The sequence below is a fragment of the Emticicia sp. CRIBPO genome (assembly GCF_009905725.1).
In the GTDB taxonomy this organism is placed as follows: domain Bacteria; phylum Bacteroidota; class Bacteroidia; order Cytophagales; family Spirosomataceae; genus Leadbetterella.
In genome coordinates, this window is the sequence record NZ_JAAAKV010000002.1 from 260,845 (window position 1) to 287,488 (window position 26,644).

At 40.8% G+C, this 26,644-nt stretch carries 31 protein-coding genes; 21 read left to right on the forward strand and 10 right to left on the reverse strand.

The features are described 5' to 3' along the window. Positions 1-57: 57 nt before the first annotated feature. The gene (locus tag GVN16_RS05055; RefSeq protein WP_166562762.1) at positions 58-1,572 is read right to left on the reverse strand and encodes a sigma 54-interacting transcriptional regulator; all 1,515 of its coding nucleotides are present in this window, start codon (positions 1,570-1,572) and stop codon (positions 58-60) included. A gap of 117 nt (positions 1,573-1,689) precedes the next feature. Here GVN16_RS05055 and GVN16_RS05060 point away from each other — a divergent pair, with 117 nt between their 5' ends. The 8 genes from GVN16_RS05060 to gldN all read left to right on the forward strand — a co-directional run bounded on the left by GVN16_RS05060 (position 1,690) and on the right by gldN (position 10,022). Further along, the gene (locus GVN16_RS05060; protein WP_166562763.1) at positions 1,690-2,139 is read left to right on the forward strand and encodes a methylglyoxal synthase; all 450 of its coding nucleotides are present in this window, start codon (positions 1,690-1,692) and stop codon (positions 2,137-2,139) included. 52 nt (positions 2,140-2,191) lie between these two features. Then, the gene (locus GVN16_RS05065; RefSeq protein ID WP_166562764.1) at positions 2,192-3,349 is read left to right on the forward strand and encodes a DUF4271 domain-containing protein; all 1,158 of its coding nucleotides are present in this window, start codon (positions 2,192-2,194) and stop codon (positions 3,347-3,349) included. Between the two features lie 41 nt (positions 3,350-3,390). Beyond that, positions 3,391-4,176: a uroporphyrinogen-III synthase gene (locus GVN16_RS05070; RefSeq protein WP_205748786.1), complete on the forward strand. Its 786-nt coding sequence runs from the start codon at positions 3,391-3,393 to the stop codon at positions 4,174-4,176. A 96-nt stretch (positions 4,177-4,272) separates the two neighbouring features. Then, positions 4,273-5,226: a PorP/SprF family type IX secretion system membrane protein gene (locus GVN16_RS05075; RefSeq protein WP_255490232.1), complete on the forward strand. Its 954-nt coding sequence runs from the start codon at positions 4,273-4,275 to the stop codon at positions 5,224-5,226. A 208-nt stretch (positions 5,227-5,434) separates the two neighbouring features. After that, positions 5,435-6,544, forward strand: a complete 1,110-nt coding sequence (locus GVN16_RS05080) for an SUMF1/EgtB/PvdO family nonheme iron enzyme (protein WP_166562766.1) — start codon at positions 5,435-5,437, stop codon at positions 6,542-6,544. 67 nt (positions 6,545-6,611) lie between these two features. Continuing rightward, a complete protein-coding gene (gene gldL / locus GVN16_RS05085; protein ID WP_166562767.1) occupies positions 6,612-7,424 on the forward strand; it encodes a gliding motility protein GldL in 813 nt (270 codons plus the stop codon). A gap of 57 nt (positions 7,425-7,481) precedes the next feature. Then, a complete protein-coding gene (gene gldM, locus GVN16_RS05090; protein ID WP_166562768.1) occupies positions 7,482-9,092 on the forward strand; it encodes a gliding motility protein GldM in 1,611 nt (536 codons plus the stop codon). A gap of 21 nt (positions 9,093-9,113) precedes the next feature. After that, positions 9,114-10,022 (forward strand): gliding motility protein GldN, encoded by a 909-nt coding sequence (gldN, locus tag GVN16_RS05095; RefSeq protein ID WP_166562769.1) that lies wholly within the window; start codon positions 9,114-9,116, stop codon positions 10,020-10,022. Positions 10,023-10,086: 64 nt separating this feature from the next. Here the strand turns inward: gldN and GVN16_RS05100 are convergent, their stop codons facing one another. The 6 genes from GVN16_RS05100 to GVN16_RS05125 form a co-directional block, all read right to left on the reverse strand. After that, positions 10,087-10,629 (reverse strand): YceI family protein, encoded by a 543-nt coding sequence (locus GVN16_RS05100; RefSeq protein WP_166562770.1) that lies wholly within the window; start codon positions 10,627-10,629, stop codon positions 10,087-10,089. Positions 10,630-10,647: 18 nt separating this feature from the next. Then, positions 10,648-11,298, reverse strand: coding sequence for a hypothetical protein (locus GVN16_RS05105; protein WP_166562771.1), 651 nt, complete (start codon positions 11,296-11,298; stop codon positions 10,648-10,650). 82 nt (positions 11,299-11,380) lie between these two features. Further along, positions 11,381-11,875 carry a ubiquinol-cytochrome c reductase iron-sulfur subunit gene (locus tag GVN16_RS05110; RefSeq protein WP_166562772.1) on the reverse strand — a complete coding sequence of 165 codons (495 nt, stop codon included), beginning with the start codon at positions 11,873-11,875 and terminating at the stop codon, positions 11,381-11,383. A gap of 80 nt (positions 11,876-11,955) precedes the next feature. Continuing rightward, entirely contained in the window at positions 11,956-13,488 is a 1,533-nt protein-coding gene (locus GVN16_RS26280) for an outer membrane beta-barrel protein (protein ID WP_166562773.1), read from the reverse strand. Then, the gene (locus GVN16_RS05120) at positions 13,488-14,054 is read right to left on the reverse strand and encodes an RNA polymerase sigma factor (protein ID WP_166562774.1); all 567 of its coding nucleotides are present in this window, start codon (positions 14,052-14,054) and stop codon (positions 13,488-13,490) included. The genes GVN16_RS26280 and GVN16_RS05120 overlap by 1 nt, the downstream gene beginning before the upstream one ends. A 238-nt stretch (positions 14,055-14,292) precedes the next feature. Further along, on the reverse strand, positions 14,293-14,463 hold the full coding sequence (locus GVN16_RS05125; protein WP_166562775.1) for a hypothetical protein: 171 nt from the start codon (positions 14,461-14,463) through the stop codon (positions 14,293-14,295). 181 nt (positions 14,464-14,644) lie between these two features. Here GVN16_RS05125 and GVN16_RS05130 point away from each other — a divergent pair, with 181 nt between their 5' ends. The 3 genes from GVN16_RS05130 to serA all read left to right on the forward strand — a co-directional run bounded on the left by GVN16_RS05130 (position 14,645) and on the right by serA (position 18,124). Beyond that, complete coding sequence (locus GVN16_RS05130) at positions 14,645-15,487, forward strand: hypothetical protein (protein WP_166562776.1); 843 nt, start codon at positions 14,645-14,647, stop codon at positions 15,485-15,487. A gap of 126 nt (positions 15,488-15,613) precedes the next feature. Next, on the forward strand, positions 15,614-15,952 hold the full coding sequence (locus GVN16_RS05135; RefSeq protein WP_166562777.1) for a DUF2853 family protein: 339 nt from the start codon (positions 15,614-15,616) through the stop codon (positions 15,950-15,952). A 270-nt stretch (positions 15,953-16,222) separates the two neighbouring features. Further along, positions 16,223-18,124, forward strand: coding sequence for a phosphoglycerate dehydrogenase (serA, locus tag GVN16_RS05140; protein ID WP_166562778.1), 1,902 nt, complete (start codon positions 16,223-16,225; stop codon positions 18,122-18,124). A gap of 70 nt (positions 18,125-18,194) precedes the next feature. On the opposite strand, the gene GVN16_RS05145 is transcribed toward serA, so the two are convergent. Further along, positions 18,195-18,563, reverse strand: a complete 369-nt coding sequence (locus GVN16_RS05145; RefSeq protein ID WP_166562779.1) for a DMT family protein — start codon at positions 18,561-18,563, stop codon at positions 18,195-18,197. A gap of 1 nt (position 18,564) precedes the next feature. Beyond that, positions 18,565-19,086: a DinB family protein gene (locus GVN16_RS05150; RefSeq protein WP_166562780.1), complete on the reverse strand. Its 522-nt coding sequence runs from the start codon at positions 19,084-19,086 to the stop codon at positions 18,565-18,567. A gap of 165 nt (positions 19,087-19,251) precedes the next feature. Between GVN16_RS05150 and GVN16_RS05155 the strand changes: the two genes are divergently transcribed. The 4 genes from GVN16_RS05155 to nadD all read left to right on the forward strand — a co-directional run bounded on the left by GVN16_RS05155 (position 19,252) and on the right by nadD (position 21,603). After that, entirely contained in the window at positions 19,252-19,857 is a 606-nt protein-coding gene (locus tag GVN16_RS05155) for a sigma-70 family RNA polymerase sigma factor (protein WP_166562781.1), read from the forward strand. Between the two features lie 49 nt (positions 19,858-19,906). Continuing rightward, positions 19,907-20,233, forward strand: a complete 327-nt coding sequence (locus GVN16_RS05160) for a zf-HC2 domain-containing protein (protein ID WP_166562782.1) — start codon at positions 19,907-19,909, stop codon at positions 20,231-20,233. A 72-nt stretch (positions 20,234-20,305) separates the two neighbouring features. Then, complete coding sequence (gene gmk / locus GVN16_RS05165; protein WP_166562783.1) at positions 20,306-20,911, forward strand: guanylate kinase; 606 nt, start codon at positions 20,306-20,308, stop codon at positions 20,909-20,911. A 119-nt stretch (positions 20,912-21,030) separates the two neighbouring features. Continuing rightward, positions 21,031-21,603 carry a nicotinate (nicotinamide) nucleotide adenylyltransferase gene (gene nadD, locus GVN16_RS05170; RefSeq protein ID WP_166562784.1) on the forward strand — a complete coding sequence of 191 codons (573 nt, stop codon included), beginning with the start codon at positions 21,031-21,033 and terminating at the stop codon, positions 21,601-21,603. Here the strand turns inward: nadD and GVN16_RS05175 are convergent. Continuing rightward, positions 21,597-22,355 (reverse strand): type III pantothenate kinase, encoded by a 759-nt coding sequence (locus tag GVN16_RS05175; RefSeq protein WP_166562785.1) that lies wholly within the window; start codon positions 22,353-22,355, stop codon positions 21,597-21,599. The genes nadD and GVN16_RS05175 overlap by 7 nt on opposite strands. A gap of 145 nt (positions 22,356-22,500) precedes the next feature. On the opposite strand from GVN16_RS05175, the gene GVN16_RS05180 reads away from it, so the two are divergent. From GVN16_RS05180 to efp, 6 genes are read left to right on the forward strand one after another with little or no spacing between them, the layout of a single operon-like run. Continuing rightward, positions 22,501-23,049 (forward strand): DUF177 domain-containing protein, encoded by a 549-nt coding sequence (locus GVN16_RS05180; RefSeq protein WP_166562786.1) that lies wholly within the window; start codon positions 22,501-22,503, stop codon positions 23,047-23,049. 35 nt (positions 23,050-23,084) lie between these two features. Next, entirely contained in the window at positions 23,085-23,276 is a 192-nt protein-coding gene (gene rpmF / locus GVN16_RS05185; protein ID WP_166562787.1) for a 50S ribosomal protein L32, read from the forward strand. A 42-nt stretch (positions 23,277-23,318) separates the two neighbouring features. Next, the gene (gene plsX, locus GVN16_RS05190; RefSeq protein WP_166563119.1) at positions 23,319-24,260 is read left to right on the forward strand and encodes a phosphate acyltransferase PlsX; all 942 of its coding nucleotides are present in this window, start codon (positions 23,319-23,321) and stop codon (positions 24,258-24,260) included. Positions 24,261-24,293: 33 nt separating this feature from the next. Next, positions 24,294-25,280, forward strand: a complete 987-nt coding sequence (locus GVN16_RS05195) for a beta-ketoacyl-ACP synthase III (protein ID WP_166562788.1) — start codon at positions 24,294-24,296, stop codon at positions 25,278-25,280. 20 nt (positions 25,281-25,300) lie between these two features. Next, positions 25,301-25,975 carry a hypothetical protein gene (locus tag GVN16_RS05200; protein ID WP_166562789.1) on the forward strand — a complete coding sequence of 225 codons (675 nt, stop codon included), beginning with the start codon at positions 25,301-25,303 and terminating at the stop codon, positions 25,973-25,975. A gap of 9 nt (positions 25,976-25,984) precedes the next feature. Continuing rightward, positions 25,985-26,554, forward strand: coding sequence for an elongation factor P (gene efp, locus GVN16_RS05205; RefSeq protein WP_166562790.1), 570 nt, complete (start codon positions 25,985-25,987; stop codon positions 26,552-26,554). Positions 26,555-26,644: the final 90 nt, after the last annotated feature.

Sequence of the window (26,644 nt, forward strand, 5' to 3'; positions counted from 1 at the left end):
ACTTGAAGTCAAAATTATGGATAATAATCAGTTAAAACCTTTATTCAGACAGATAAATCAAAACTTATCATAATCATCTTCGTCGTCAAAATTCATTTTACCCGTATCAAACATACTGTCAAGCAGGTCTTTGAAATATAAACCCTTATCCAATGCCTGTTTCGAGATCATTGAATATTCAGCCAGTCCGTGCAAGGCAAATTCCATCAGGAAGAACTTCAGATTTCCTTCCACACCTTTCTGATATTCTTCTACCAGCTCCTGCAGGCCGTCAATGGTTTTCAGTCTTGAGAGATATTCTTTCTGGGTAATGTTGTTGAGCAAATCCAGTTCATTTCCGGCCGCAAACCAGGCAGTAATCTGGGTAAAAGGATTTTTGCCGTCCTTTTTCTTTTTGGCTTTTTCCGGATCGGGGAAATAATTCAGAAACTCAGCCCTGATCGCTTTTCCGATAAGGTTCTGAGCTACATAAACCGGCCCTTCCACTTCACCTTCATACACCAGTTCTATTTTACCGTTAATAGCCGGAATGGCTCCGTAAATATCAGAAATCCTGGCCGTTACTTCTTCTTCGCCGTTAAGCAGGGCACGTCTCTCCGCAGAACTGAGCAGATTTTCATAAGCAGAAATAGTCATCCTTGCAGAAACACCCGATTTTGCATCCACAAATTCACTCTGGCGTGCTTCTATCGCTATTTGTTCGATCAGGTCTTTTAAGATATCGTTGACTTCTATTTTTTGCTGCTGCGGTTTCACCACGGCTTCCTGCTGGGTAATACGCTTCCCGGTTTCAAGTGTCTTGGGATAGTGGGTCACTATCTGAGAATCTATCCTGTCTTTCAAAGGCGTCACGATACTTCCTCTGTTGGTATAATCTTCCGGATTGGCGGTAAAAACAAACTGGATATCAAGAGGTAAACGCAATTTAAAGCCTCTGATCTGGATATCTCCTTCCTGCAAAATATTGAACAACGAAACCTGTATCCTGGCCTGAAGATCAGGTAGCTCATTGATAACAAATATACCACGGTGTGATCTTGGAATCAATCCGAAGTGAATTACCCTTTCGTCTGAATACGGCAACTTCATCGTTGCGGCTTTGATCGGATCCACATCACCGATCAGGTCGGCTACTGAAACATCCGGGGTTGCCAGTTTTTCATTATACCGCTCAGCCCTCGGGAGCCATTCCACCGGCGTTTCGTCCTTTAATTCAGCAATCAGGTCTTTGGAATATCTCGAAAGCGGATTCATCGGGTCGTCATTCAATTCACTTCCCTTAACCACCGGAATATATTCGTCGAGCAAATTCACCATCAGCCTCGCAATCCTTGTCTTGGCCTGCCCTCTCAGCCCCAGGAGGTTGATGTGGTGCATAGATAAAATAGCTTTTTCAACATCCGGAATAACGGTATCTTCATATCCCCATATTCCTTCAAATACATTTTGTCCGGCCTTAAGTTTTTCTATCAGATTATCTCTGAGCTCTTGTTTGATGGATTTAGACTGGTAGCCCTGTGCGATTAATTGACCTAAAGTGTTTATTTTCAGAAGATTTGTATCAAATGACATAGATGTTATTTTATTGTTTTAAAATGGCCGGTATGAAAAATTTACGCCTGTCAAATCAAAACGATTTTCCTTATCAAATGGTTTAAAAAACCTATCTTTGATCAAAAACCTTAAACGATGGCTGTAAAAATACTTGAAAACAGGAAACGGATAGCCCTGGTGGCTCACGACAACAAGAAAACAGAGCTTATTGAATGGGCAAAATACAACCGCGTAACCCTTTCAAAACATGAACTTTATGCCACCGGCACCACCGGTACATTACTTGAAGATGCCCTGGATGTCTCCGTCAGAAAACTGCTCAGCGGGCCGCTCGGAGGTGATCAGCAGATCGGAGCCCTCATCGCTGAAGGAAAAATCGACGTACTGATTTTCTTCTGGGATCCCATGTCTGCCCAACCCCATGACCCGGATATCAAAGCTTTGCTGAGGCTTGGTGTGGTTTGGAATATTCCAATAGCCTGCGACCGCTCCACGGCTGACTTTATCCTTACTTCACCCCTGATGCACCAGGAATATGAGGTGATTTTACCCGATTATAACACTTATCTCAAAAGAAAACTCTGAGTCAAATGATATTATAAAATTGATTATTTAATTTTGCAAAAAAAACACCGAATTGACTTTTATCAGGTTCATCATTTTATTTTTCATACCAGCTTTAGGCTTCGGGTCGGTCACAGGTCCCGGAGGACAATATAACCTAGTCCATGATTTTAAGGACGAATGGCAGATTTATGACGCCGGAGAAAAGTTGTACCTGCCTTTTGTTAAGGAACAGAATTTTGATTTTACAGCTCATACGGCTATTCTTAATACCGAGGATTATCCTTATTCCACGTTGCTTGTTAAATCTGATAATCCCGCAGATTTCCTGTTTATCAATGGCTCTCTGATCCAGAAACTGGTGCCCGGAAAATGGGTTACTATCCAGGTTAACGATCTTAAATCCAAATATAAGGTACGGGACATTTACCTCACTGTTTACGGTGATGTGAATGCGGACCATAAATTTATACAGGTCGGCTATCCGTCCAGAAAAAACCAGTTGAGCGAAAAAGGCTCTGTAAATCAGCCGTTTAATATCAAACCCAGGGCTAATGTGCCATATAGAAGTACTTTTGTTGTGGTGTTTATTGTTACACTTGTATTAGCCAGTTTTCTTTCCAATTCTTACCCGAGAGCATTCCAGAGATACTATAACCTTAAGGACCTGATGTCCTTCCTGGTCAGGGAACAGTCCTTCTTAATCAATAAGCCTCTCAACCGGACGAACATGTTGTTTGTCATTTTGCTGAGTCTGATTTCAGGTTTTCTGTATATTATCATTCAAAGCAAGGGCATTAACCTGATCGACAGCCGTTTCTTTTTCCAGGACGCACAAACTTTCGGGCTTCTTTTATCCAATTTCCTTAAGCTGTGCGTTTTCTTTTTTGTGATGTTCGTCTTTAAATTCTTTTTGATCAATACCATAGGAAGATTATTCAATCTCGATAAAGTTGTGGAAATTCATTTTTTCAAACTGATCCAGTCCACCCTTTATTTCTTTACTTTGATGCTCATCATTCTTTTGGTTTTGTTCAATACTTATTTATTTTCAGAGACATTCCTTGAAAAATATTTTTTACTTGTTTTGTCTGTTTTTTACACTTTTCGGACAATAATCATCTATTTTACTATAAATAGAACCATAAATGTGCAAAGTCTCTACTTAATTTCTTATCTTTGCATCGTCGAAATCCTGCCAATTATAATTGGGCTCAGGTTCGCAAACTAAATTATTTTGAATTCAGCTTTTTTAAAAATATTGATTTCTGTATGAGTGAGATGACAGACAAAGTTATTCAAGATCGACTAAAGAAAGTAGAAAGTGTATTGGTCACTTTGGATGATCCGGGAGAAAAATCGTCACCCTATTCTGAATTAGTTGAAAAGTACAATGTCCGGGTAGATTTCAGGAATTTTATTGATGTAAAAAAGCTTGATCACCGGGAGTTCCGGAAACAAAAAATTGACATTTTAGCACACACAGCCATTATCTTCACCAGCCGTAACGCGGTTGATCATTTTTTCAAAATGTGTGAGGAGCTGAGGGTCGAAATCCCTATTGAAATGAAATATTTTTGTATTTCAGAACAAACAGCCAACTACCTTCAGAAGTACATTACCATCAGGAAGAGAAAAATTTTCTCTGGTCACAGAACCGCAGCCGATCTTGAGCCGTACATCCTGAAACACAAAGGCGAAAAATTCCTTTTCCCATGTTCAAACATCAGAAATGATGCAATTCCCGGGATTATGAACAAACACGGTCTCAAATTCACGGAAGCCGTTATCTATGAAACTGTCCCGGCCGACCTTTCGGACCTGACAGAAGTTTTCTATGATATCATCTGTTTCTTCAGCCCTTCAGGAGTGCATTCACTGATGCATAACTTCCCGGACTGGAAGCAAAACAATACAAGACTGGCGGCATTTGGCCCTACAACATCCAAAGCCATTACCGAACTGGATCTGATCCTGGACATTCAGGCACCCCTACCTAATGCCCCGTCGATGACCGGAGCTCTTGAATTGTACATTAAAAAAGCCAATCATTTGTAAACTTTTTCGCTTTTCAATAATATTTTTGTCGCTATTGTGTTATATTGAGTAATTATAATGTAGGTTTGAGAATTAAATTTGTTGCAGATAGTATTGATGGCCAAAAAGTGCATTTACATATTGATATCAACCTTTATCACACTAAAGGTTGTAGGGCAGCAAGACCCCCAGTTTACTCAATATGTCTTTAATCAGTTTTACCTGAATCCGGGTGCTGCCGGGATAGAGAATAAAACGAGGATTCAAACCATTTTCAGATCTCAATATACCGGATACACCGCTACGGCTGATCCGGGAGGATCGATACTGAATCAAGTTTTCTCAGCCAATATGCCCTTAGGAATACTCAAGGGTGGTGCAGGTATCTATTATGCCAACAACAAAGTTTCGAAAGTACTGACCAACCAGGAAATCCAGCTGTCTTATGCCTATCATTATAAACTGGGAGGAAGTATCCTGGGAGTAGGCGTTTCAGGGGGAATCCACTCCAAAACCCTCAATGGTGACGCGTATATTCCGAGAGATCCGGATGATCCTTTTATTCCTTCAGACAAAATCAGACAATCAGCATTAGACATCAGTACAGGCGTATATTTATTTAACCCGGGCTTTCAGCTTGGGTTGTCGCTTAAACATATCAATCAGCCCAAATTCGGATTTAGCAATACCGGAGAGGGCGATTATGCGTTAAACAGGAGTCTTTATTTGACCGGAAGCACACTCATCGGGGTAACTTATACCCTGGATGTGAGTCCCATGTTTGTCTTAAAAAGTGACCTGAAAACAATTTCACCTGAATTGGGTGTTTTGACCACTTACGATTCGAAATACTGGGCAGGTGTCAATTACAGATGGGAGGATGCGGCTTCTTTTATCATAGGAGGTAATTTTCTTAATAATTCTTTACGTGCAGGATATGCGATAGACCTGGTTGTTTTTGGAACAAGTGCAAAAGCACCGATGTCACACGAAATTTTACTGACTTATACTTTGGCTCCCCCGAGATCGGGCAAGAAGTCAATTATAAGGACACCAAGATACAGATTCTGATTAAACGGTAGCATTTTTAAGATCCTAAGGGTACCTTGGCATGATTTGTGTAAAATATCAGGTTAATCATTTTGATCTGAAAGCGTGGAGAATCCGTATTTTTTTGAAAGCCAGGGACCAAAAGTACTCATACAATAATTTAATATGAGTTGACGTTTTGAGTCTGTCATTATAAATTTTATTACGTTTTTAAACATCTTGTTTTGCTATGAGCAAGCGAATTACAAAATTATTATTCAAATCTCTGGTCATTATTGCACCTATGGTGTTTATGCAGAGTTGCAGCTTCTTCAATAAAACCATGGAAAAAGTCGGCCTTGGTGGCAAAGGAGGCGGAGGAGGAAAGGGCGGAGCAGCAGGATCTGCCGATCCGCTTGATGGCATCAGGAATGGTGAACTTGTAGCAACAGCTCGTAAAGGATACAAACAAACCGCTCCGACCGGTATGGTTCTCGTTCCTTCGGGTTCATTTACTATGGGTCAGGCTGATGAAGATATCATGTCTGCAAGAGTAACGATGAACAAAAGAATTACGATCTCTCCTTTCTATATGGATGATACCGAGATCACCAATCATGAATACAGGATGTTTGTCAATTCAATGCTTGCAGATTCAGTTTCTGTATTGGGAGAAGAATTTATCATGACCAAATTATATCCTGACACTACCGTATGGAAAAAAGACTTTACCTATCATAACGGTGACCAGCTGACCGAAAACTATTATGGTAACCCTGCTTTTGACATGTACCCTGTGGTAGGTGTTTCATGGGATGCAGCTCAGTATTTCAGCAAATGGAGATCAGGTCTTTACAATAATTTCAAAGCAGAGAACAACCAGTACAAGTCACCAAGATTCCGTCTGCCTTCTGAAGCAGAATGGGAATGGGCTGCCAGAGGCGGAAAAGAAGGGGCTAAATATCCTTGGGGTAACCCTTACGTAGCCAACGGAAAAGGTTGCTACCTGGCAAACTTCAAACCTTTCAGAGGATCTTATCAGAAAGACGGATACCAGTACACCGCTCCTGCCAATGCATTCAACCCTAATGATTTCGGTCTTTATAATATGGCCGGTAACGTTTCTGAATGGACTCAGGATGCCTACTCTGAATCTTACATGCCGGTTACATGGGATTTGAACCCCGTCTATAACGACGACAACGAAGATCGCAAAGTGATCAAAGGCGGTTCATGGAAAGACGTAGCATATTTCCTTGAAACAGGTACATCAACATTTGAATATCGCAATGCCACCCGTTCTTACATCGGTTTCAGATGTGTCATGGACAGGCTGGGAAGCGTTCCGGGAAGAGAATAATATTGACAATTCATATCATATTTTTTTAACTAATAAAAACCTATAAACAAGTAAAAATTTATTTCTCATGGCAGCAAATAACGGTCCGAGTTTTTTTTGGGATAAATTCATTCCTTTCTTTTATGGCTTAGGTGCGTCAGTAGTTATCCTGGGTGCAATGGGTAAAATCATGCACTACGATTGGGCTAGTACATTACTTCCGATCGGACTTGGTACCGAGGCCCTTATATTCTTAATCTATGCATTTCAATCATTCCTGAGACCGGGTGTTGAGTACCAATGGGAAAGGGTTTATCCTGAACTGGCTGAAGATTTTAAAGGTGAACTACCAACCCGCAGCTCAGCAGCTCCGCAGGGATTGGGTCTTACCTCTAAAATGGATGATATGCTGGCCAATGCTAAAATCTCTCCGGATATTTTTGACGGTCTTAAAACCAGTTTCCAGAGTCTGACCAAAACGGTTTCGAGCCTTGGAGAAATCTCTAATGCCACTGTAGCCACTAACGAATATTCTAAAAGTGTCAAAGAAGCTTCTGTAAAAGTAGCTGAAATGAACAGTTCTTATGGTGTAGCTATCAATGCGATGAGCAGCATGGCCGATGCCACCAAAGACTCTCAGGAATACCGTAACCAATTCCAGAAAATAACCCAGAACATGGGTGCTTTAAACGCAGTTTATGAATTGGAACTTCAAGATACCAACAAGCATCTGAAAGCCATGAACGCTTTCTACAGCAACCTTTCTTCTGCAATGCAGGATATGGCCGATGCTTCAAAAGATACCCAGCAGTTCAAATCGGAATTAGGCAAATTAACCAGTAACCTGTCGTCTCTTAACAATGTTTATGGTAGTATGCTTTCTGCAATGAAAGGCAATTAATAAACAAGCAAGAGAAAGTTTACCTAAAATTATCAATTAAACTCAAAAAAAAGCAATATGGCTGCTGGTAAAGAAAGTCCTCGTCAGAAGATGATCAACATGATGTATCTTGTTCTGACGGCGATGCTGGCTCTTCAAGTCAGTAATGCGATTCTTCAGAAATTTGTATTATTAAACAATAGTTTGGAACAGGCTAATAAAGCTGCTGACGATTCTAACAACAGGACGTTGGCTTCGATGAAAGATGCAGTTGAAAAAGCAGGTAATAAGCCTGAATATGTTCAGTTATACAATAAAGCAGGAGATGTCCGCAAAAGAACTTCAGAATTGGTAAGTTACCTCGAAAGTCTGAAAGGCGTTGTAATTAATGAAGCTGGTGGCGGGATTGATCCTGAAACCCAGCAGATAAAAAATATTTCAGAAGAAGAAAAAGTGGCGAATATTTTTGTAGGCCCTGCCAAAAGAGGCAAGGGTTATGAACTGAAAGCCAAACTGGATGAATATGTAAAAGAATTACAAAAATATGCTCCTTCTACTCTGAAACTTCCGTCACTTGCTCTGGATGCTAAAGAAGATCCGGCGATGAATAACACGGATGCTATCACCAAAAGTAAAGATTTTGCTGAATTAATGTTTGCCCAGACACCGGTTCCGGCTGCTTTGGCTTCTTTAAGTCAGAAACAATCAGAAATCAGAAGACTTGAAAGCGAGATCCTTGAGTACCTTGCCCAACAGGTAGGTGCCAAAGAAATCAAATTCGATAAAATATTCGCTGTCGTTATTCCTGATGCGAGAACTGTGGTAGCCGGTCAGACTTACAAAGCTGATATCGCTATCGGAGCTTATTCAAGTGCCATCACGCCATCTATAAGCATCAATGGTTCTGCCCTCGCTGTGAAAGACGGAAAGGGATCTTATGAAGTAAGAACCCAGGGTGGTGAGTATGACAAAAACGGTCAGTTGAAAAGATCTTATACCGCAACTGTTTCATATCCGAAACCTGATGGTACCAGAGAAACAGTAACACAGGAAGAAACTTATACCGTTCTTAAGCCTTCTGTTCAGCTGGCCTCTTCTTCACTTCCTGCTTTGTATTTCAGATGTGCCAACAGGCTGCAGACTACTTCTCCGGGATTGGGAAGCTTATTTAATCCTAGTTATTCCGGATCGGGAGCTGATTTTATCCCTGGTGCAGGTGGTAAAGTAACTGTCGTGCCAAATGCCAGCAAAGTATCACTGGAAGTAAGAAACGAAGGTATTCTTCTTGAGTCGTTCCCTTTCAATGTAAGAAGGGTTCCGAAACCAAACATTGTTGCTTCGGTTAACAACGCTAGAGTTGATGAAAATGTTAAGAAAAGAGGCCTTGCAGCTTCTTCCGTGAGAGTAATCAATGTTTCGGCTATAGCTGATGAAGATTTCAAAAATAACAATCCGGAAGATGCCATTTTCAGGGTTTCCAGTTTTGACATTTTCCTTGCCAGTGGTATCAGGCCAAAAGGAAGTATGAAAGGTGTAAGCGGTTCGGTAAATGTTGGTCAGCTTGCACAACAAGCAGAGGCTGGTGATCGTTATCTGATCGTTGTCAACAAAGTTGAACGCAAAAACTTTAAGGGGGAAATCGAAGAAGTGAATATCGGAGAATTTACTGTTGAAATTCCACTTAGGTAAAAAATATTAAATTTTTAGTCGATGAAAAAAATCAAAACTTTAGCCATTGTGACTGCCTTGCTGGCAGGACAGTCGGCATTCGCTCAGGAAAAGTCAGATAAGGGTCTGAATCCTCTTTCGCTTCGTCCGATACATGAGTCAAATGTCATGTTTAAGACCACGCTTTGGCGTAGAGTGGATTTGAATGAGAAAATTAATCAACCGCTTTTTGCCAAAGGTGCTGAAATCACTAAACATCTTATTGATGGCGTGAAAGCCGGGGTTTTGGAAGCTTTTGATAATGACTCTCTGGCTAAAAAACTCACCCTGGAAGAATTTAATCAGCGTCTTTATAAGAAATTCGCTGGTGGCGGACTTTCAAAAGAAGAGATTGAAGCCGGTTTTGGTGCTGAATCAGAAGATGACGGATGGGGAGGCGAAGCCGCTAAAACTCCGGCCGCTGGAACTACTGCAGGCACAGAAAGCGATTCTCAGACCAGCGGTACTCCTAAAACTACAGCTGCTTCAGAAGGTGGTTACGAAATGTTTCCAAGCGAATTGTACATTCTTGAGATCAAGGAAGACTGGATTTTTGATAAACAAAGGTCAAGACAATACGCAGATATTCAGTCTATCACCATCATGATCCCTGCTGAAGCCTCTGCTGAAGGCCTTGAAAAGCCCCTTGCTTCTTTCAAATACAAAGAGCTTGAGACTTATTTCAGAGGAAATCCGAACTGTATATGGTACAATGCAGCCAATGTGGCTCAGCATAAAAACCTCGCAGATGCTTTCGAGCTGCGTCTTTTCCATGGTAAAATCGTAAGAAAAGCCAACCCTGGCAACAAATACCTGGATCAGATTTACAAATCACCTAAAGAAGGGATGTTGAAATCTCAGCAACTGGAATATGAGTTGATGGAATTCGAAAACAACCTTTGGGAATATTGATTCATAAAGACATAAAAAAGCCGGTCCTGAAAATTCAGGACCGGCTTTTTCTTTTCAGTATTTATCAGATCTTAAAACTCATCACAAAATCCAGTTTGATTTCCTCTTTGGTATTTAAACCCATTAAGCCCGGTGGGTCAATGTTATAATCTTTCATATTGATGACAAATCCACCGGAGACAACAACAGCATCCTTATCTGTTTTCCGTACGGCATTAATCACGACAGGGCGGCTTGTCCCGTGAAAGTTCAGATTCCCTTTAATACTCAGCTTACCTGACTCTTCAGTAATGCCGGTGGAGCTGAAAGTAATATTAGGATATTTCAAAGCCTCCAGCACTTCAATAGCGTGCGAGTCCCTGTTGGCATTGCCGCTGTCAAAACTCTTTACCGGAACGACCACTGCCACTGCTTCAATTTTTGAGGACTCATCATCAAAGACAATAATGCACCTAGAAGAAGGCGACTTAGCATCCCAGTCATGCAAAGGGTGCTGCATACTGTATTTGATATATGAATTAGCGGGATCGGCTGTAATCTTTCTTTTGGCAGGCTTAAAAGCGGTAAAAAAAGAACATGCTATCAGAACACTTAGAATAATTTTCATCGCAATAAAATTTATGGATCAGAACTCAAATTTAATGGTGGCAATGGCCAGTGCATAAGCCCCGAAGGTGGTCAGAGCTACATTACGGTGAAGTTTCTTGTTGACCTGGAAATTATTATCAATCCTGTGAGCCAGAACATTCGTCGTAATCATCCCGGAAAGATGCACATAAGACAATATCCGGTGAAGCTTGATATTATCGAACTTCTTTCTGTATACTGCTTTGGGAGGAGCTGTAAACGACATCAGGGCGGTAGTGGCATATCCGATATTAATCCCTGTAGCCATGCCTTCATGCCAGCTTTTCAGCTTCGTTGTGTACGTTTCAGGGTTGTAAATTCTACTCCCCAGGTAGCCCTGTGCTATCATTCCTGCAGCAGTGGCCAAACCTATCGCCTGATGAATTCTGAACATGGTTCTCCTGATCTTGAGCTCTTTCTGGCGTGTTTCCGGCGTAAGTACCTTTGGGGCGATCCCCACTTTCCTGTAAAGACCATGCTCTCCCCAGAGCATTCGCTGAGTAAGAAGCATTTTCTCCGGAAGAAGGCTTTCAGGCTCTTCAGGAGTTGTTTTGTCCAGTTCAAGCAACAAACTGTCTGCCGGTACATCCTGACAGAAACTGGTATGGCTGAATGCCATCATCAATAAAACACAAAATAGATACCTCATGTATGGGTCTGGTAAAATGGATAATGTGTAAAACTACAATAAAAAACAGCCGGGGCTGTTTTTTATTGCTTGCTGATTGCGATCAGGCAGTTACTTTAAGTGAATTACCGCTGTTGGTCAGTTCGGTTTTAAACGCCTTTAATGCCGAAGGGGCCGGAGATTTTTCGACAGACCCGTCCAATGCAAATTCCGACAAATGGTTGGGACACAGAAAATCATTCTCCGCTGACCTGTACTGGACAGTCGAACCTTCATGCGTACACACTTTTGATAAGGCTACCATTGTGCCTTTAGCATTGGCAATAATAATGTTGGCAACATAAAGAAACTCACCCTGGGTTTTTAATTTAGCATAATTCGCATGGGTAAGGTCCACTGTAAAATCGATAGAAGTGCCGGAAGTAGTGCCAGTTAAACCAGCGGTACCGGTACCCGGGTTGTTGGTGCCCGGATCAGGGTTTACAGGATCCGGGTCATCTTCTGAGCCCCCGCAGGCGGTCACCGCTCCTAAACAATACACAGCCATCAGGGCTTTGCTGCTCAATCCTAAGTTTTTCAAAAATTCGCCTCTGTTCATCTTTGATTTAAGTTTAAATGGGTATTTCTTTTAAACTCAGATACGGGCGATAAATGTTATTGGTTGCTTTCCTAAACAGTTTAAATTTCAATTTTACCGGAAATGAAGACTCCGATGGTAATTAACTTCACCTTACCATAGCCTACCTCCCCCAAAGGAATTTTAAAGAAAGGCTCTCCCTGAATGGAAAGTTTACGGGTAATCCGTCTCTCATAGCCCCCGGACAAATTCAATACTCCGAAAGGATAAAACCCGGTTTTACCTTCCCATGCCCTTGATTTGATGGCCGGATCATCGTCATTCTCATAAGTATATTTATACTTCTCTTTCAACATGAGATAGTTCGTAAAGCCTGCCGAAGCAAACCACTTCTGCTGCGGACGGCTGAAAAAGTCATACCTGACATTTACAGGGATATCAAGCATGTTACAGGTCGCAGATATAACTTTCAGAGGATTCCCTGGCTTAACAAGGAAATAAGGCCATTTATACTGATCAGGAGTAGCTTCATAATATTTGAGTGACTTGATGGCACCAGCCTGGACGCTCCAACGGCTGTTGAAACGGTATTCACCCACCAAGCCGATATTATTGCCGATTTTAAATATCTTATTACTGCCTATGGTAGAAAAATCCGGAGAATAAATAACCCTGAAACCAAATCCCCGTTCATTCCTGACGATATTTACTGGGTCAACAACTCTCATATTGTTGCTTTGATCCCTGATCTCAGGCAATACAGAAGCAACAGCACTATGCTTAAACCGCAAGGTTTTTAAAGGAGCAACACTCCCCCATTTCTTCGTCAGCTGTTCAGTTTTTTCTAATACTGCTTCGACTTTTTCTGAGGACGGGGCCGCAGTAGCATTTGACATAGTCACGGATTCAGAAACAACTGCCTGACTTTTACCGGATTTAACAGTACCTGCCCCCTTCTGAATACTTCTATCCCCGATGTTATCAGAACTACCGCTCAAAAAACCTGTTTTCTTGTTTCCGGATACCTGTTCTCTTCCGGATTTACTTTGCCCGGACAACAAAACAGTTTTGTCACTTTTACGCTCCTTTCCGGTTTCTTTCACCTTCGTTTTGATTACCGGACTATTTTCAGCAGTCTGACCACCCCTGGTACTTCTTTCTGACACAGATTTAATTTCAGATGTGTTTATTTTATTTCTGATCTGTTCTGAAACATCAGATTTATCTCCGGCAGCTACATTTTCAGGCCCGTTTATTTTCTCAGCTCCGGTTTTTACTTCCGTTTTTATTTTAACTTCTGATTCATTGTTGGTTGCTGATGGCAAATCACTGTTCCTTTCCGGTGTAATTTCCTCGTTCTTAAGTTTTGTACTTTCGGTTGACTGAGCCGGAGTACTGCCCTTTCTGCCAACCCAGTAGATCCCGGACACAAATAATAAAGCCACCAGACCCATGAGCGTCCATTTCACCCACTTAGCGTACGGTTTCCCCGGATTTGCCGGTTCAACTCCACGATCAAGTTTTTCCGACATATCCTTCCAGGCAGATTCATCGAATCCCGGCGTGAAGTTCTCTGCCGATTTCTTTAAAATCGCATCGAGCTCATCATCCGATATGTTGTTCCATTCATTCACTATTTCTCAAAATAAATCTGGTTTGTTGTACTTAATATCTTCCTCATAAATTCTCTGGCTCTGGTTACATTGGATTTAGACGTACCTATCGAGATTCCCAGCTGTTTGGAAATCTGCTCATGGGTAAATCCATCAATCACATAGAGGTTAAAAGCCATTTTGTAGGCAGGGGGTAGTAATTGAATCTTCTTAAAAAGTTCCTCATAACTGATTTTGTCCAGCGGAGTCTCCTCCTCTTTGTAGGCACCAATGGCAGTGTCCAGATCGTAATGATTATAATGCTTGCTCTGGGCTCTGTAATGGTCAATGGAAGTGTTTATCAGAATGCGTTTAAACCAGGCTTTGAAGGAAAGGGAAGAGTCAAAACTTTCTATTTTATTAAATACTTTCAAAAAACCATCATTCAACACTTCCTTTGCCTCATCGTTGGTTTTGCAATACCGCATACATATGGCCATGGCAAAGCCAAAGAACTCCCTGTAGAGCAATTCCTGGCTTCTTCTGTCTCTTGCCTGACATCCCCTCAATATATCCGGAGATATATCAGAAATATGACCATCTTTCATTTCTACTGCTGGATACGGAAAATAAATGTTTTTGGTTGCGTTGGCAGATACGGCTATATAAAGTAATATAAATACAAGAGCAAAAACAATTCCGGAATTGAATTACAAAAATACAAAATACTCAGAATAAAGGTTTTTTCTGAGCAGGCTGATCAAAAACATAAAAGAAGCAGCTATAACGAAAAGAGTTGAAACAAAAAAAACGGCGGATGCCGTTTCTTTCACAATGCTGGTCAGATTAATGATCTCCCAAATGCTCAGAATCATATCCATTGGCAAAAATCAATGTGATAATCAATGAGCCCACAATAAAGGTAAATAAATCACCAAAAATACCTAAAGCGGCGATGATGATGAAATATATAACAATCAATAAACCGGTTGATACTTCTCCAAATGCTTTAGCCATTTTCTTTGTCTTTAAAATTATTTGCAATAATACGAAGAAATTCAAAAAAGGAGAAAACTTTTCTCAACATAATGCCCTCACTTAACGTATTTAATAAAAGACAGGGGTCTGAAACAAGGATAATTTAGTAATTTAGCCCCTCCAAATCTAAAAGAATCAACCGTTAAAATTAAGCATGTAAATGAGAGCAATTTTTACTTTACTGTTTATGCTTCTTTTTCTCCCATTCTGTTCTTTCGGACAAGAAGATCCTTATTACGAACTTCCGAAAAACAGAAACAAGCGGATTGATGCAATGGCCATGCCCAATCTTGATGCAAAAGTAATCAAATGGTATATTTCTGCCTCCGGGGGCTTAAAACCCAACGATTCCTATCTCGAAAACGACCTTGAGCAATTGCTTGAAAAAAGAAAACTCATTAATACCTTCTGGGATATTAATTTCGGCCAGAACCGAAACTACGATTTATATTTTGAAACCGGCGTTATGCAAAATCCGGTGTTTACTTCAGTGCTTTTCGGTCAGCGTCTGTCCAGAAGCGGCCCTATAGGCCTTAAAAACGGGAAGAATTATCTATCCATCCCCCTCAGGGTCAAAAAAAGAGTAATGGTACTGGATAAAATCACAAAAATGGCTTTCTGGAATGTAGGGGCCGCGGTGGTTATTTCCCCGGGCATGACCGGAAAAACCCTCCGTTCGAGCTCGACCAACTTACTCAGAATCAGCAACGGTGTGGTGGTTGACACCGTGGTTTTTAATTATAACAGCCAGCAGATGAATGTTCCGGTCAACTTTGAAGTGATGACAGAAATCAGCGGCAAAATTGTAGAGAAAGTAGAAATAAGCCTTTTTGTCAAGGCCATGATTTACCCGAAATCTGTGTTACGATCTGATTTTGAACTCGTTTACGACCCTTCAACCAAAATGTCAGCAATACAAAAAACCAATAATGTCATGCTGCAATTCGGCCTCAATCTCAAATTAAACTATCCGGCGGTCATCAGGTACGAAAGCAGGCTCTGAGACCTATCTGGTTTACTTTTTTACACTTCACCCATCATTTAATTCAATATTTTGTTGTTTTTATTCATCTTAAATTCTTATAATTGTAAGAAAATAAATTACAAAACCCTTTAATTTAGTTTGACTATGAGCAAGTTTGCAGAATGCATTGAAACTTACAAAAAACAAAATGACGAATTAGGACTTGGCTTGAGCGAGACCTTATTAACAGGTGTTGCCAAAGGTCTTGGCCCATCAATTTATAATGCAGACTCTTCTAAAGTTTCGGGTACTGATCCTGAAGAATTAGCCCGTGTTAAAAACAATTTCCTGATCAAAAAACTAGGTTTGTCTGATGGTCCCCAACTAGATTCAGCTATTGATGAAGTCATAGAAAAGCTGGGAAGCAGCAACAGGAACAAATACCGTGCAGTAGTTTACGCTTTACTTGCCAAGAAGTTCGGCAAAGAGAGCTTATTCTCTTAAAACATTCAACGAAAACATTTTACGACCGGGCAGGATTGATCTCCTGCCCGGTTTTGTTTTTCTGCTCAGATTAAAATTCTGCATTTCCTCTTCTATTCAAAATTTTCTTTTTTGAAATATCTTCTCCCCAGCACCATTTTTGTACTATTCAAATATTATCAGTTACTTTACTTAGAAAAGAATATAAAATTAGTAGGCTTTGCAAATTAGCTTTCTGATAAGTACTTAACTTTGTTTTTTTAACGAAAACTTAAAATCACCTTTACTCCAGTGATACAGACCGCAGAGAAGAAAATTTTTATCATCGATTTTGACAGTACAATTACGAAAGTGGAAGGCTTGGACGAACTGGCAGTGATCTCTCTGGCCAGCAATCCCCAGCGTGAAAAAATCGTTTCCCAGATACGTCATCTGACTGACATGGGCATGAACGGAGAAATCTCTTTTTCGGAGGCTTTAAGCCAAAGATTATCACTGTTAGAAGCTAACAGAGAGCACTTAAAGGCCCTGGTTTCTTTTCTTGAAACTAAAATTTCCGATTCTTTTTCAAGCAATAAGAGCTTTCTGAAAGAATATGCAAGTCAGATCATCGTGGTTTCAAGTGGTTTCAAAGAATTCATTATCCCCATCATAGAAAGCCTCGGACTTGATCCTGAAAATGTGTATGCCAATACTTTCGTCTTTGACGAAAGCGGTAAGATCACCGGCGTGGACGAAACCAACGTACTGGCCCAGGATGGTGGCAAGGTAAAATTGCTTCAGTCTCTCAACCTTGACGGCCATATTTCTGTCATCGGAGACGGATATACTGATTATGAATTACGTAAAGTAGGTATAGCAGACAGATTCTATGCCTTCACTGAAAATATAGAAAGAAAAAAGGTCACTGAGAATGCAGATTTTGTCATCAAATCGCTGGATGAGTTTCTGTTTTATAACCAGTTGCCAAGAGGCCAGTCTTACCCGAAAAGCCTGATCAAAGTACTCCTTCTTGAAAACGTCCATCCGGTGGCTATCGAATCATTCAGAAGCCAGGGTTTTGACGTGGAGACTTACAAAGGTGCCATGGATGAAGACGAACTGGTTGAAAAAATAAAGGATGTCTCTATCATCGGTATCAGGTCTAAAACCAACCTGACCAAAAAAGTACTTCAGAATGCAGACAAACTGCTGGCCATCGGTGCTTTTTGTATCGGTACCAACCAGATTGATCTTAAAACGGCTGCTGAAAGAGGGATCGCTGTTTTCAACGCCCCTTACAGTAATACCAGGTCGGTAGTTGAGCTGGCCATCGGTGAAATGATCATGCTGATCAGGAAGATCTTCCCGAAAAGCAACAACATGCATCAATCTGTGTGGGATAAATCAGCCAACAACAGCTTCGAAGTAAGAGGTAAAAAACTGGGTATGATTGGTTATGGCCATATCGGCACCCAGCTTTCTGTTATCGGGGAAGCTTTAGGGATGGAAATCTATTTTTATGATATTGTAGATAAAATGCCCATCGGCAATGCGAAAAAGTGCAAGTCGATGGAAGAAGTGTTACAAACCTGCGACGTCATCTCGATGCACATTGACGGCAGAAAATCCAACACCAACCTGATCGGTGAAAAGGAATTTGCCCTGATGAAAGATGGTGTTATTTTCATGAACCTGGCCAGAGGCAGCGTGGTCGACATTCCGGCCCTGGTGAATGCTATAAAATCAGGAAAAGTAGCCGGTGCAGGCGTGGATGTGTTTCCTGAAGAGCCTAAAACGAACAATGACCCTTTTGTTTCAGAATTAATCGGACTGGATAACGTGATCCTTTCTCCGCATATCGGCGGAAGCACTGAAGAAGCCCAGGAAGGTATTGGTAACTATGTGCCTGAAAGACTGCTGGAATACATCAACAACGGCAGTACCACAGGCAGTGTCAATTTCCCTGAACTTCAGCTGCCATTGCTCCAGGATTCCCACAGATTATTGCATATTCACAAAAACGTACCGGGTATTCTGGCCAAACTGAACAATATCTTCGCCAAACATAACATCAACATCACAGGTCAGTACCTGAAAACCAATGAAACATTGGGTTATGTTATTGTTGACATCGAAAAATCTTATTCAAGAGAGTTTGTTCAGGAAATCAAAGCGATTGACGAGACGATTAAATTCAGAATGTTATTCTGATATTATCATATACAATAAGTAAAGCCCTGTAAATCAACATTTACAGGGCTTTTTTTTATCACATCCGATCTTACTTTTTAAAGATAAAATAAACTGCCAGAACCAGGAAAACAAAAGCCAGCACGTGATTCCACTTAAAGGTTTCGTTCTTAAAAAATATCAGGGAAAAGAGGGTAAAAATAAGCAGGGTAATGACCTCCTGGATCACTTTAAGCTGAATCAGGCTGAAAGGACCGCCGTTCTCCTTATAACCCAGCCTGTTGGCCGGAACCTGCAAAATATACTCAAATAATGCAATGCCCCAGCTGATCATGATGATTCCGACCAGTCCCAGTTTATTAAACCACTTCCATTCCGCGAACTTCAGGTGTCCATACCAGGCCAGGGTCATGAAAGCATTGGAAGCAATCAATAAGATAATAGAAAACAAACCTCTCATATTAATCCAGTAAACTGTAATATCTGTCTATAATAATTTTATTGTGATGGATGGCATGCCCGATGATTACGAAACCCAGGGAAAGCACATCGATCTCGCTCACATAAGTAGCCCCTCTACGCTGCAGCATTTCATCTGTAAAGCTGGTAAACAGATCAATGGTACTTTGCCTCAGGCGGGTATACTCAGCAAGCAGGTCATCAAAAGTACGGTCTGCCGCCTCTGCATTGGCGGCAAACAATTCCTCATCAAAGCCGGGAAGCTGTGTTTTATCGTTCCGTGCAAACCTCAATGCCCTGTAACCCATAATCCTTTCGGTGTCGATACAGTGCTGAAGAATTTCTGTTATCGTCCATTTTCCCGGGGCATAAACTTTATCTCCCAAGGCTTTTAAAACCAGCTGGTCACTAAATATGACTTCCGGTGAAAACTTTTTTAACCCCTCCACCACATCAATGTCTTCGACAAGATTGATGTACCGGTCAAAAAAATCTGGCAAGATTCTGATTTCTGATTTTAACATAACAGCAATGATTTGATCACAAAAATATTATTTATTATTGTCAATTTTCCACTTGATCGTTGAATATTTCCACTCATAAAAATTTATATAAAAATAAACATATCCGTGCCTTACTTGTTATAAATTCAAATTTTTACGATATTTTTGCAGAAAAGGAAGGATAGTATGGAAGAAGACGAAGAAGTATTGGACATACAACCACGGTATTCTAAAGAAGAACAGTACCGTATTTTTGACAAGGAATTTATGCCCCACATAGACTCCATGTATAACTTTGCCTTCCGTTTAACCAACGACGAAGACGACTCAAACGACTTACTACAAGACACTTACCTAAAAGCTTTCAGGTTTATAAATTCTTTTCAGGAAGGTACAAACGCTAAAGCCTGGCTCTTCAGAATTCTTAAAAATAGTTTCATTAATGACTATCGCAAGAAAAGCAAAGAGCCATCCAAAGTAGATTATCAGGAAGTAGAAACCGTATATAACTCTTCAGAAGATGCAGAGTACGAAAGTACTGTAGACTTACGCACCGAGAGTGTGCAGGACATGATCGGGGATGAAGTAGCAATGGCTCTTAACGGATTGCCGGTTGACTTCAGGACTGTCATCATATTATGTGACATCGAAGGCTTCACTTATGAAGAAATGGCTAAGATATTAGACATCCCGATCGGAACTGTAAGATCAAGATTACACCGTGCAAGGAACTTATTAAAAGACAAATTACGTTCTTATGCAAAAACCATGGGTTATAAGGAACTAAGATAACCTGTAAAACGTAATTTTTATTTAATTTCAAGATAAAACGATACCCAAGATGTCTAACCCTCAGAAAGTTGAAGTGAAAAAGCAGCATTGCGAGAATCATCAAAAATGTATGGAAATGATTCAGGCTGTTTTAGACGGATCCGCTTCACCTGACGAAATTGAACACTTCAAGTCTCACATCGATGAATGCCTTCCGTGTATTGAAGGTTATGAACTTGAGAAAAGCATCAAAGAAGGACTGAAGAATAAAATCGAAAGAAAGTGTTGCCCGCAAAAAACTGTTGATCTTTTGAAAGTGAAAATTGGTGTTTCCTTATTTATTCTGGGCTTTGTGGTCGTTGAAATAAAGATTATCCAGCTGATATTCCAATCGTAAGCAATAAAGAAATATGTATTAACCACTGAGCATGAAAAACTCAGTGGTTTTTTTTTAATCGTCAATAATCAAATGGAGCAAGGTAAAGCTATCATATTTTGTGCCCCTTCCGGATCCGGAAAAACAACCCTCGTAAAGCATCTTTTAGAGGTAAACAATAACCTTGGCTTCTCTATTTCTGCCTGTACAAGAGACAAAAGAGGAAGAAACGAAGTACATGGAAAAGATTACTACTTTCTGAGTATAGAAGAATTCAATAAAAAAATTGATGAAAATGCCTTTGTGGAATGGGAAGAAGTGTATCCCGGAGGTTACTACGGCACCTTGAAAACAGAGATCGAAAGACTATGGTCACAAGGCAAAAACGTCATTTTTGATGTGGATGTCAAAGGCGGACTGAGACTCAAAGAATATTTCGGAGATCAGGCCCTGGCAATCTTCGTCAAGGTGCCGTCAATGGAAGAACTGGAAAAACGCCTGATCAACAGAGGTACGGAAACAGAAGAAAGCCTTTCTAAAAGACTGTATAAAGTAAAATTTGAAATGGCTTTTCAAAACAGATTTGACGTGGTTTTACTCAATGATGACCTTGAGAGTTCTTTCAAGAAAACAGAAGATGTCTACCAGTCATTTTGTGAGGGCACACTTCAGATTGACAAAAAGCCTTTGAATCTTTAAGAAAGGGAGAACGGAAGAAGGAGGAAGGAAAACGGGAAATGCAGGCGGTTGTGCCTTCCTCATATTTCCCGTCAGTGAACATTCTATCACTCAATCATTCTATATTCAATCATTAATAAATGAAGATCGGATTATTTTTTGGTTCATTTAACCCTATTCATATCGGGCACCTGATTATAGCCAATACCATGGCCTGTAATTCAGACCTTGACCAGGTTTGGTTTATCGTTTCGCCGCAGAACCCTTTCAAGAAAAACAAGAGCCTTTTACATGAATTTGACAGGTACACCTTGGTTGAAAAAGCCATTGCTGACAACTTTAAGCTTAAAGTGAATGACGTAGAATTCCATTTGCCCAAGCCATCTTATACCATAGACACGCTGGCCGTTATCTCTGAGAAAAACCCCGGACATGAATTTATCCTGATCATGGGGGAAGACAACCTGGTGCAGTTTGAAAACTGGAAAAACTATGAGAAGATTCTGGAGTATTATCAATTATATGTCTATCCAAGGCCCGAAACCGCTGAACACAACTTCAAAAACCACCCGAAAGTAAAATTCATTGATGCTCCTTTGCTGGACATTTCGGCGACCTTTATCCGCAACAGTCTGAAAGAAGGCAAAAGCATCAAGTACATGGTCACTGAAGAAGTCGAAGAATATATCCGCTGGAAAAAGCTTTATCAGTAATGATTCCCGTAAATGTACAGTCCGTCGAGGGTGAGGTTCTTGTCAACCTCATCGAACTCGTCATGAAGCGTGCTGATGACCGCAGAAAGACCTCCTGTGGCGACAACTACCGCCTCCCCTCCCATCTCCGCCTTAATCCTTTTCAGCAGGCCCCTGACCAGCCCGTCGTATCCGAATAAAATACCGGACCTGATAGAATGAAGTGAATTCCGTCCGATAACAGTCTCCGGCATTTCCAGTTTTACATCGGGAAGCAAAGAAGTATTTGAAAACAAAGACTTTACGGCAGTTCTCAGTCCCGGTGCTATGCAAACTCCCAGAATCTCAGAGTCTTTACTGACCATCGTAAAAGTGAGGGCCGTTCCGAAGTCCACAATAATGCAGTTATCTTTAAACCTGGTATAGGCCGAAAGGGCGTTGGCAAATAGATCTGCCCCCAGTTCATCTCCGTTTTCTATACTTATTTTCATCAAGCCGGATTTGACAGGAGACACAATAACAGGGGACACTCCCAAAAACCTATCACAGAAGCCGGTAAAGACTGGAGTCAGCGTTGGCACCACACTGCTGATCACGGCCTTGGAAAAACCACTTGCATCAAGATTATTCTCAAGAAAGAAATTCAGAAGCCTGTATTCGAAATAGACTGCATTTTCATTGGTCAGTGACCTGATCCTCAATGTTTTGGTCAGCTGACCTTCTCTGTAAATTCCGACAACAGTGTCCGTATTGCCAATGTCAAATACAATCATGGTTTATTCATAAAACACGAAAATATAAATAAAAAGGGAAAAAGGCTTTATTTTTGCTCCAGAGATGTCAAGTAAATTAATTATTGACTCAAAACTTTTAGTTCTCGAAAAAAGGCTGTAAATTTGCAGCCTTTCTGTAAAAAGAATGGGGAAGATTTTAACTAAATATGACATCAATATTCACGGGCTTGAAGAGAAAGTCCATGAGTTTGAATTTGAAGGATCCAAAGATTTCTTTGGTGCTTTTGAACAGGATATTATTGAGTCCGGTCAGTTCAGTGCAAAAGTCACTTTAGATAAATCTACCACGATGATGAGGCTGGTTTTTGATATCAAGGGTATTTTGAACCTGGTTTGTGATCGTAGCCTGGAAGATTTTGAAGAACCTTTTTCGATTTCGGAAAAGTATATTTACAAATATGGAGACCGCAATGAGGTTATTTCCGATGAAATTGAAATAATTCCTTTCGGAACACCCAAAATTAACGTTTCACAACATATATTTGATTTTATAAGCCTTTCTGTTCCGATGAAAAAACTTCATCCGAGGTTCAGAAGTGAAGATGAGGATCCGGATGCTGAACTTTTGATTTACAGCGACGAAGCATCTGAGAAGGCAAAAGAAAAAGAAAGTGATGCTGAGGCGTCAGATCCAAGATGGGCGGCTTTACTGAAGCTCAAGAACAAAGAATAATTTAAGTATATAAATAGAGTAAATTTTTTTCAGATATGGCACATCCTAAACGGAAAATATCAAAGACCAGGAGAGATAAACGCAGAACGCATGATGCTTTGACCACAAAACATCTGTCGGTAGATGCTACTACAGGTGAAGTTCACTTGCGTCACCATGCTCACGTTCACGAGGGTAACCTTTTTTATAAAGGTAAACTGGTAGTTGAAAATTACCAAAAAGCGTAATTTTACAAGAAATAAACCTCATATAATCAAACAGAACCTATGTTGAAGATTGCTGTTGATGCAATGGGGGGAGACTTTGCTCCCAAAGCTGTTATTGAAGGTGCTATTATGGCGGCTAAATTGCTGCCAAAAGAGTACAAAATTGTATTAATAGGGAGACAAGATGCTATGCTTGATGTCCTGCATAACCTTGATTATCCTGCGGGATTAATCGAAATGGTTTATGCTCCGGACGTTATTGAAATGCACGAGCATCCTACAAGAGCTTTTTCTCAAAAACCCAATTCCAGTATCGGAGTTGGGTTTAAACTTTTAAAGGAAAATCAGGTTCAGGCTTTCTGCAGTGCCGGTAATACCGGGGCTATGATGGTGGGTTCGCTGTTTACTTTAAGAACTTTTGGTAACATCCAGAGGCCCCCAATCGCAGGCTATTTTCCTTTGAAAAACGGAAAATACAGCCTTATGCTTGATATTGGTGCCAATGCCGACTGTAAGCCTGAAGTGTTGATGCAATTTGCTGAGTTAGGATCCCTTTATGCAAAATTCGCTTTCGGAATAGATAAACCGAAAGTCGGACTGTTGAATATCGGTGAAGAAGAACAGAAAGGTTCTTCTGTGGCTCAGGCAACCCATCAGCTACTTAAAACCAACAAAAAAATTAACTTCGTCGGTAATATTGAAGGACGGGATATGTTTGACGGCAAAGCGGATGTCATGGTGACTGACGGCTTTACAGGCAATATCATCTTCAAAATGGGAGAATCTCTCTATGATTATGCCGCCACCCAGGACATTAAAGACCCTCTGATAGACAGGATGAACTATGAGGTAACCGGAGGAAGCCCCATTATTGGCGTGAAAGGCAATGTGATTGTAGCCCACGGGATTTCTTCTCCGCTGGCTATCCAGAACATGATCCTTTTAGCCAAAAAACAGATCGAGTCAGAAGTAACCCAAAAAATATCCGAAGCTTTCGAGGATTGAAAATCACGCTGAAATCAGCGACAACAAAACGATATGAGATTAAGAGCAGCTATAACAGGAGTTCACGGCTATGTTCCGGAGGATGTCCTTACCAATGCAGATTTAGAAAAAATTGTTGATACCAATGATGAATGGATTACCAGTCGAACCGGAATTAAACAAAGACATATTTTAAAAGGCGAAGGTTTAGGAACTTCATTTATGGCTGCTGAAGCTGTAAGAGGCTTGTTAAAGAAGACATCCATTGATCCTAAGGAGGTTGATCTGGTGATCTGTGCAACTGTTACTCCTGATTATCTTTTCCCTTCGACGGCCAACCTGGTTTGCACACAGGTAGGTATTCCAAGTGTTGGTAGTTTTGATATCCTGGCAGCTTGTTCAGGATTTATTTATGCCCTTTCTGTTGGTGCTCAGTTCATTGAGGCCGGCACATACAAAAAAGTAATTGTAATTGGTGGAGACAAAATGTCGTCCATTATAGATTATACAGACAGAACCACCTGTGTTCTTTTCGGTGACGGTGCCGGTGCGGTAATGCTCGAACCGACTACTGAAGAAAACGGGCTGATGGACTTCCTTCTTCATTCTGACGGAACTGGCGAAAACCATCTGATCATGAAAGGCGGCGGAAGTAAAAACCCGGCCAGCCATCAGACCATCGACAATCGCTGGCATTACATCAGCCAGGAAGGTCCGCAGGTATTCAAATTTGCAGTGACCAAAATGGCAGACGCCGCTGCAGAGATCATGAACCGTAACCACCTGACAGGCGACGACGTCACCTGGCTGGTTCCTCATCAGGCCAATAAGCGTATCATCGACGCAACGGCCAACCGCATGGAAATCGGACCTGAGAAAGTAATGATGAACATTCAGAATTACGGAAATACCACTGCCGGAACCATCCCATTGTGTTTATTCGATTATGAATCGCAGCTGAAAAAAGGAGATAATCTTATATTAGCGGCTTTCGGAGGTGGATTTACATGGGGTTCAGCATTCCTGAAGTGGGCATACTAAAAATAAAATTCATGGGTAATATGAAAAAAATTATTCTGGTTAGTTTGCTGATCGCTTTTGGAATTTCAGCTTCAGCTCAAAAATTCAGGGTGTTTAACCAATTATCGCTTGATTACACTTTCTCTCAGAAACACCTTTCTCCGGATGTACAGATCGGACAGGCTCTCCAAATCGGCAACCGGTTTCCGGTAAGGTTTTCAACAGCCATCAAATTCACCGGTGATATCGTTAAAAAAGGGAACATTCCTAATATAGATTCAAAGAAGGACAGTTATATCATGCTGACAAAAGCCAATTTCAGCCCTTCTTTAAGCATCCCGATCGGGGTGGAATACGGGTATCGTAAACTATCTTTAGGGGTGTCTGTTGATATTATCGGTATTAACTTCGGCAAAGGTCTGGACTCTTTAAATTATACGATAGAAGAAGCCGGCTCAGCAGACCTCAAGGGACTGGAGACCTCTCCCAACAGGTTTAACTTTATTTTCTCCAAATCCTCCAATAAGGCTCTTGACGCTACTATTTACCTGGCCTATACCTACAACGACTCTTTCACATTCAGATTTGGTATTTGCAAACAGGATGTCCTGTACCAATCCTTTACTACGGTTAAAAGCCAAAGTAAGAAGTTTGAAAAATTTGGTTTTGATGAAATAAAACCATTTATCGGATTAAGATTTAATATTGAAAAATAACATATTTTTATGGCAACAACAGCAGATTTCAGAAATGGCCTGGCTTTAGAGTGGAACAATGATTTGTATATCATCGTTGAATTCCAGCACGTAAAACCTGGTAAAGGCGGGGCATTTGTAAGAACGAAACTGAAAAACATCAAAACCGGCAGAGTTTTAGACAATACTTTCACCGCCGGTGAAAAAGTAACTACAGCCAGAATTGAGAAAAGACCGTTCCAGTATCTATATAGCGACGATATGGGATACAATTTCATGAACAATGAGACTTTTGAACAGATCAGTCTTCCGGAATCTATGGTTCCTCAGTACGACCTGATGAAAGAAGGATCAACGATAGACATCCTGGTTCACTCCGAGACAGAAACGCCACTTTCAGTTGAAATGCCGGCTTACGTTGATCTGAGAATCAGCTACACAGAGCCAGGTATTAAAGGTGACTCTGCCAACAACTCGATGAAAGCAGCAAAAGTAGAAACCGGAGCGAACATCAAGGTGCCTTTGTTTATCGAAAACGATGAGCTGATCAGGGTGAATACTACAACTTATGAATATGATTCGCGGGTAAAAGAGAAATAATCATACCCCGAAGCAAAAAAATAAATAATTGGTTGCATGAATGTAAATATATACATTTGTGATGCCTTTAAACCTAAAGTACTTAAGCAA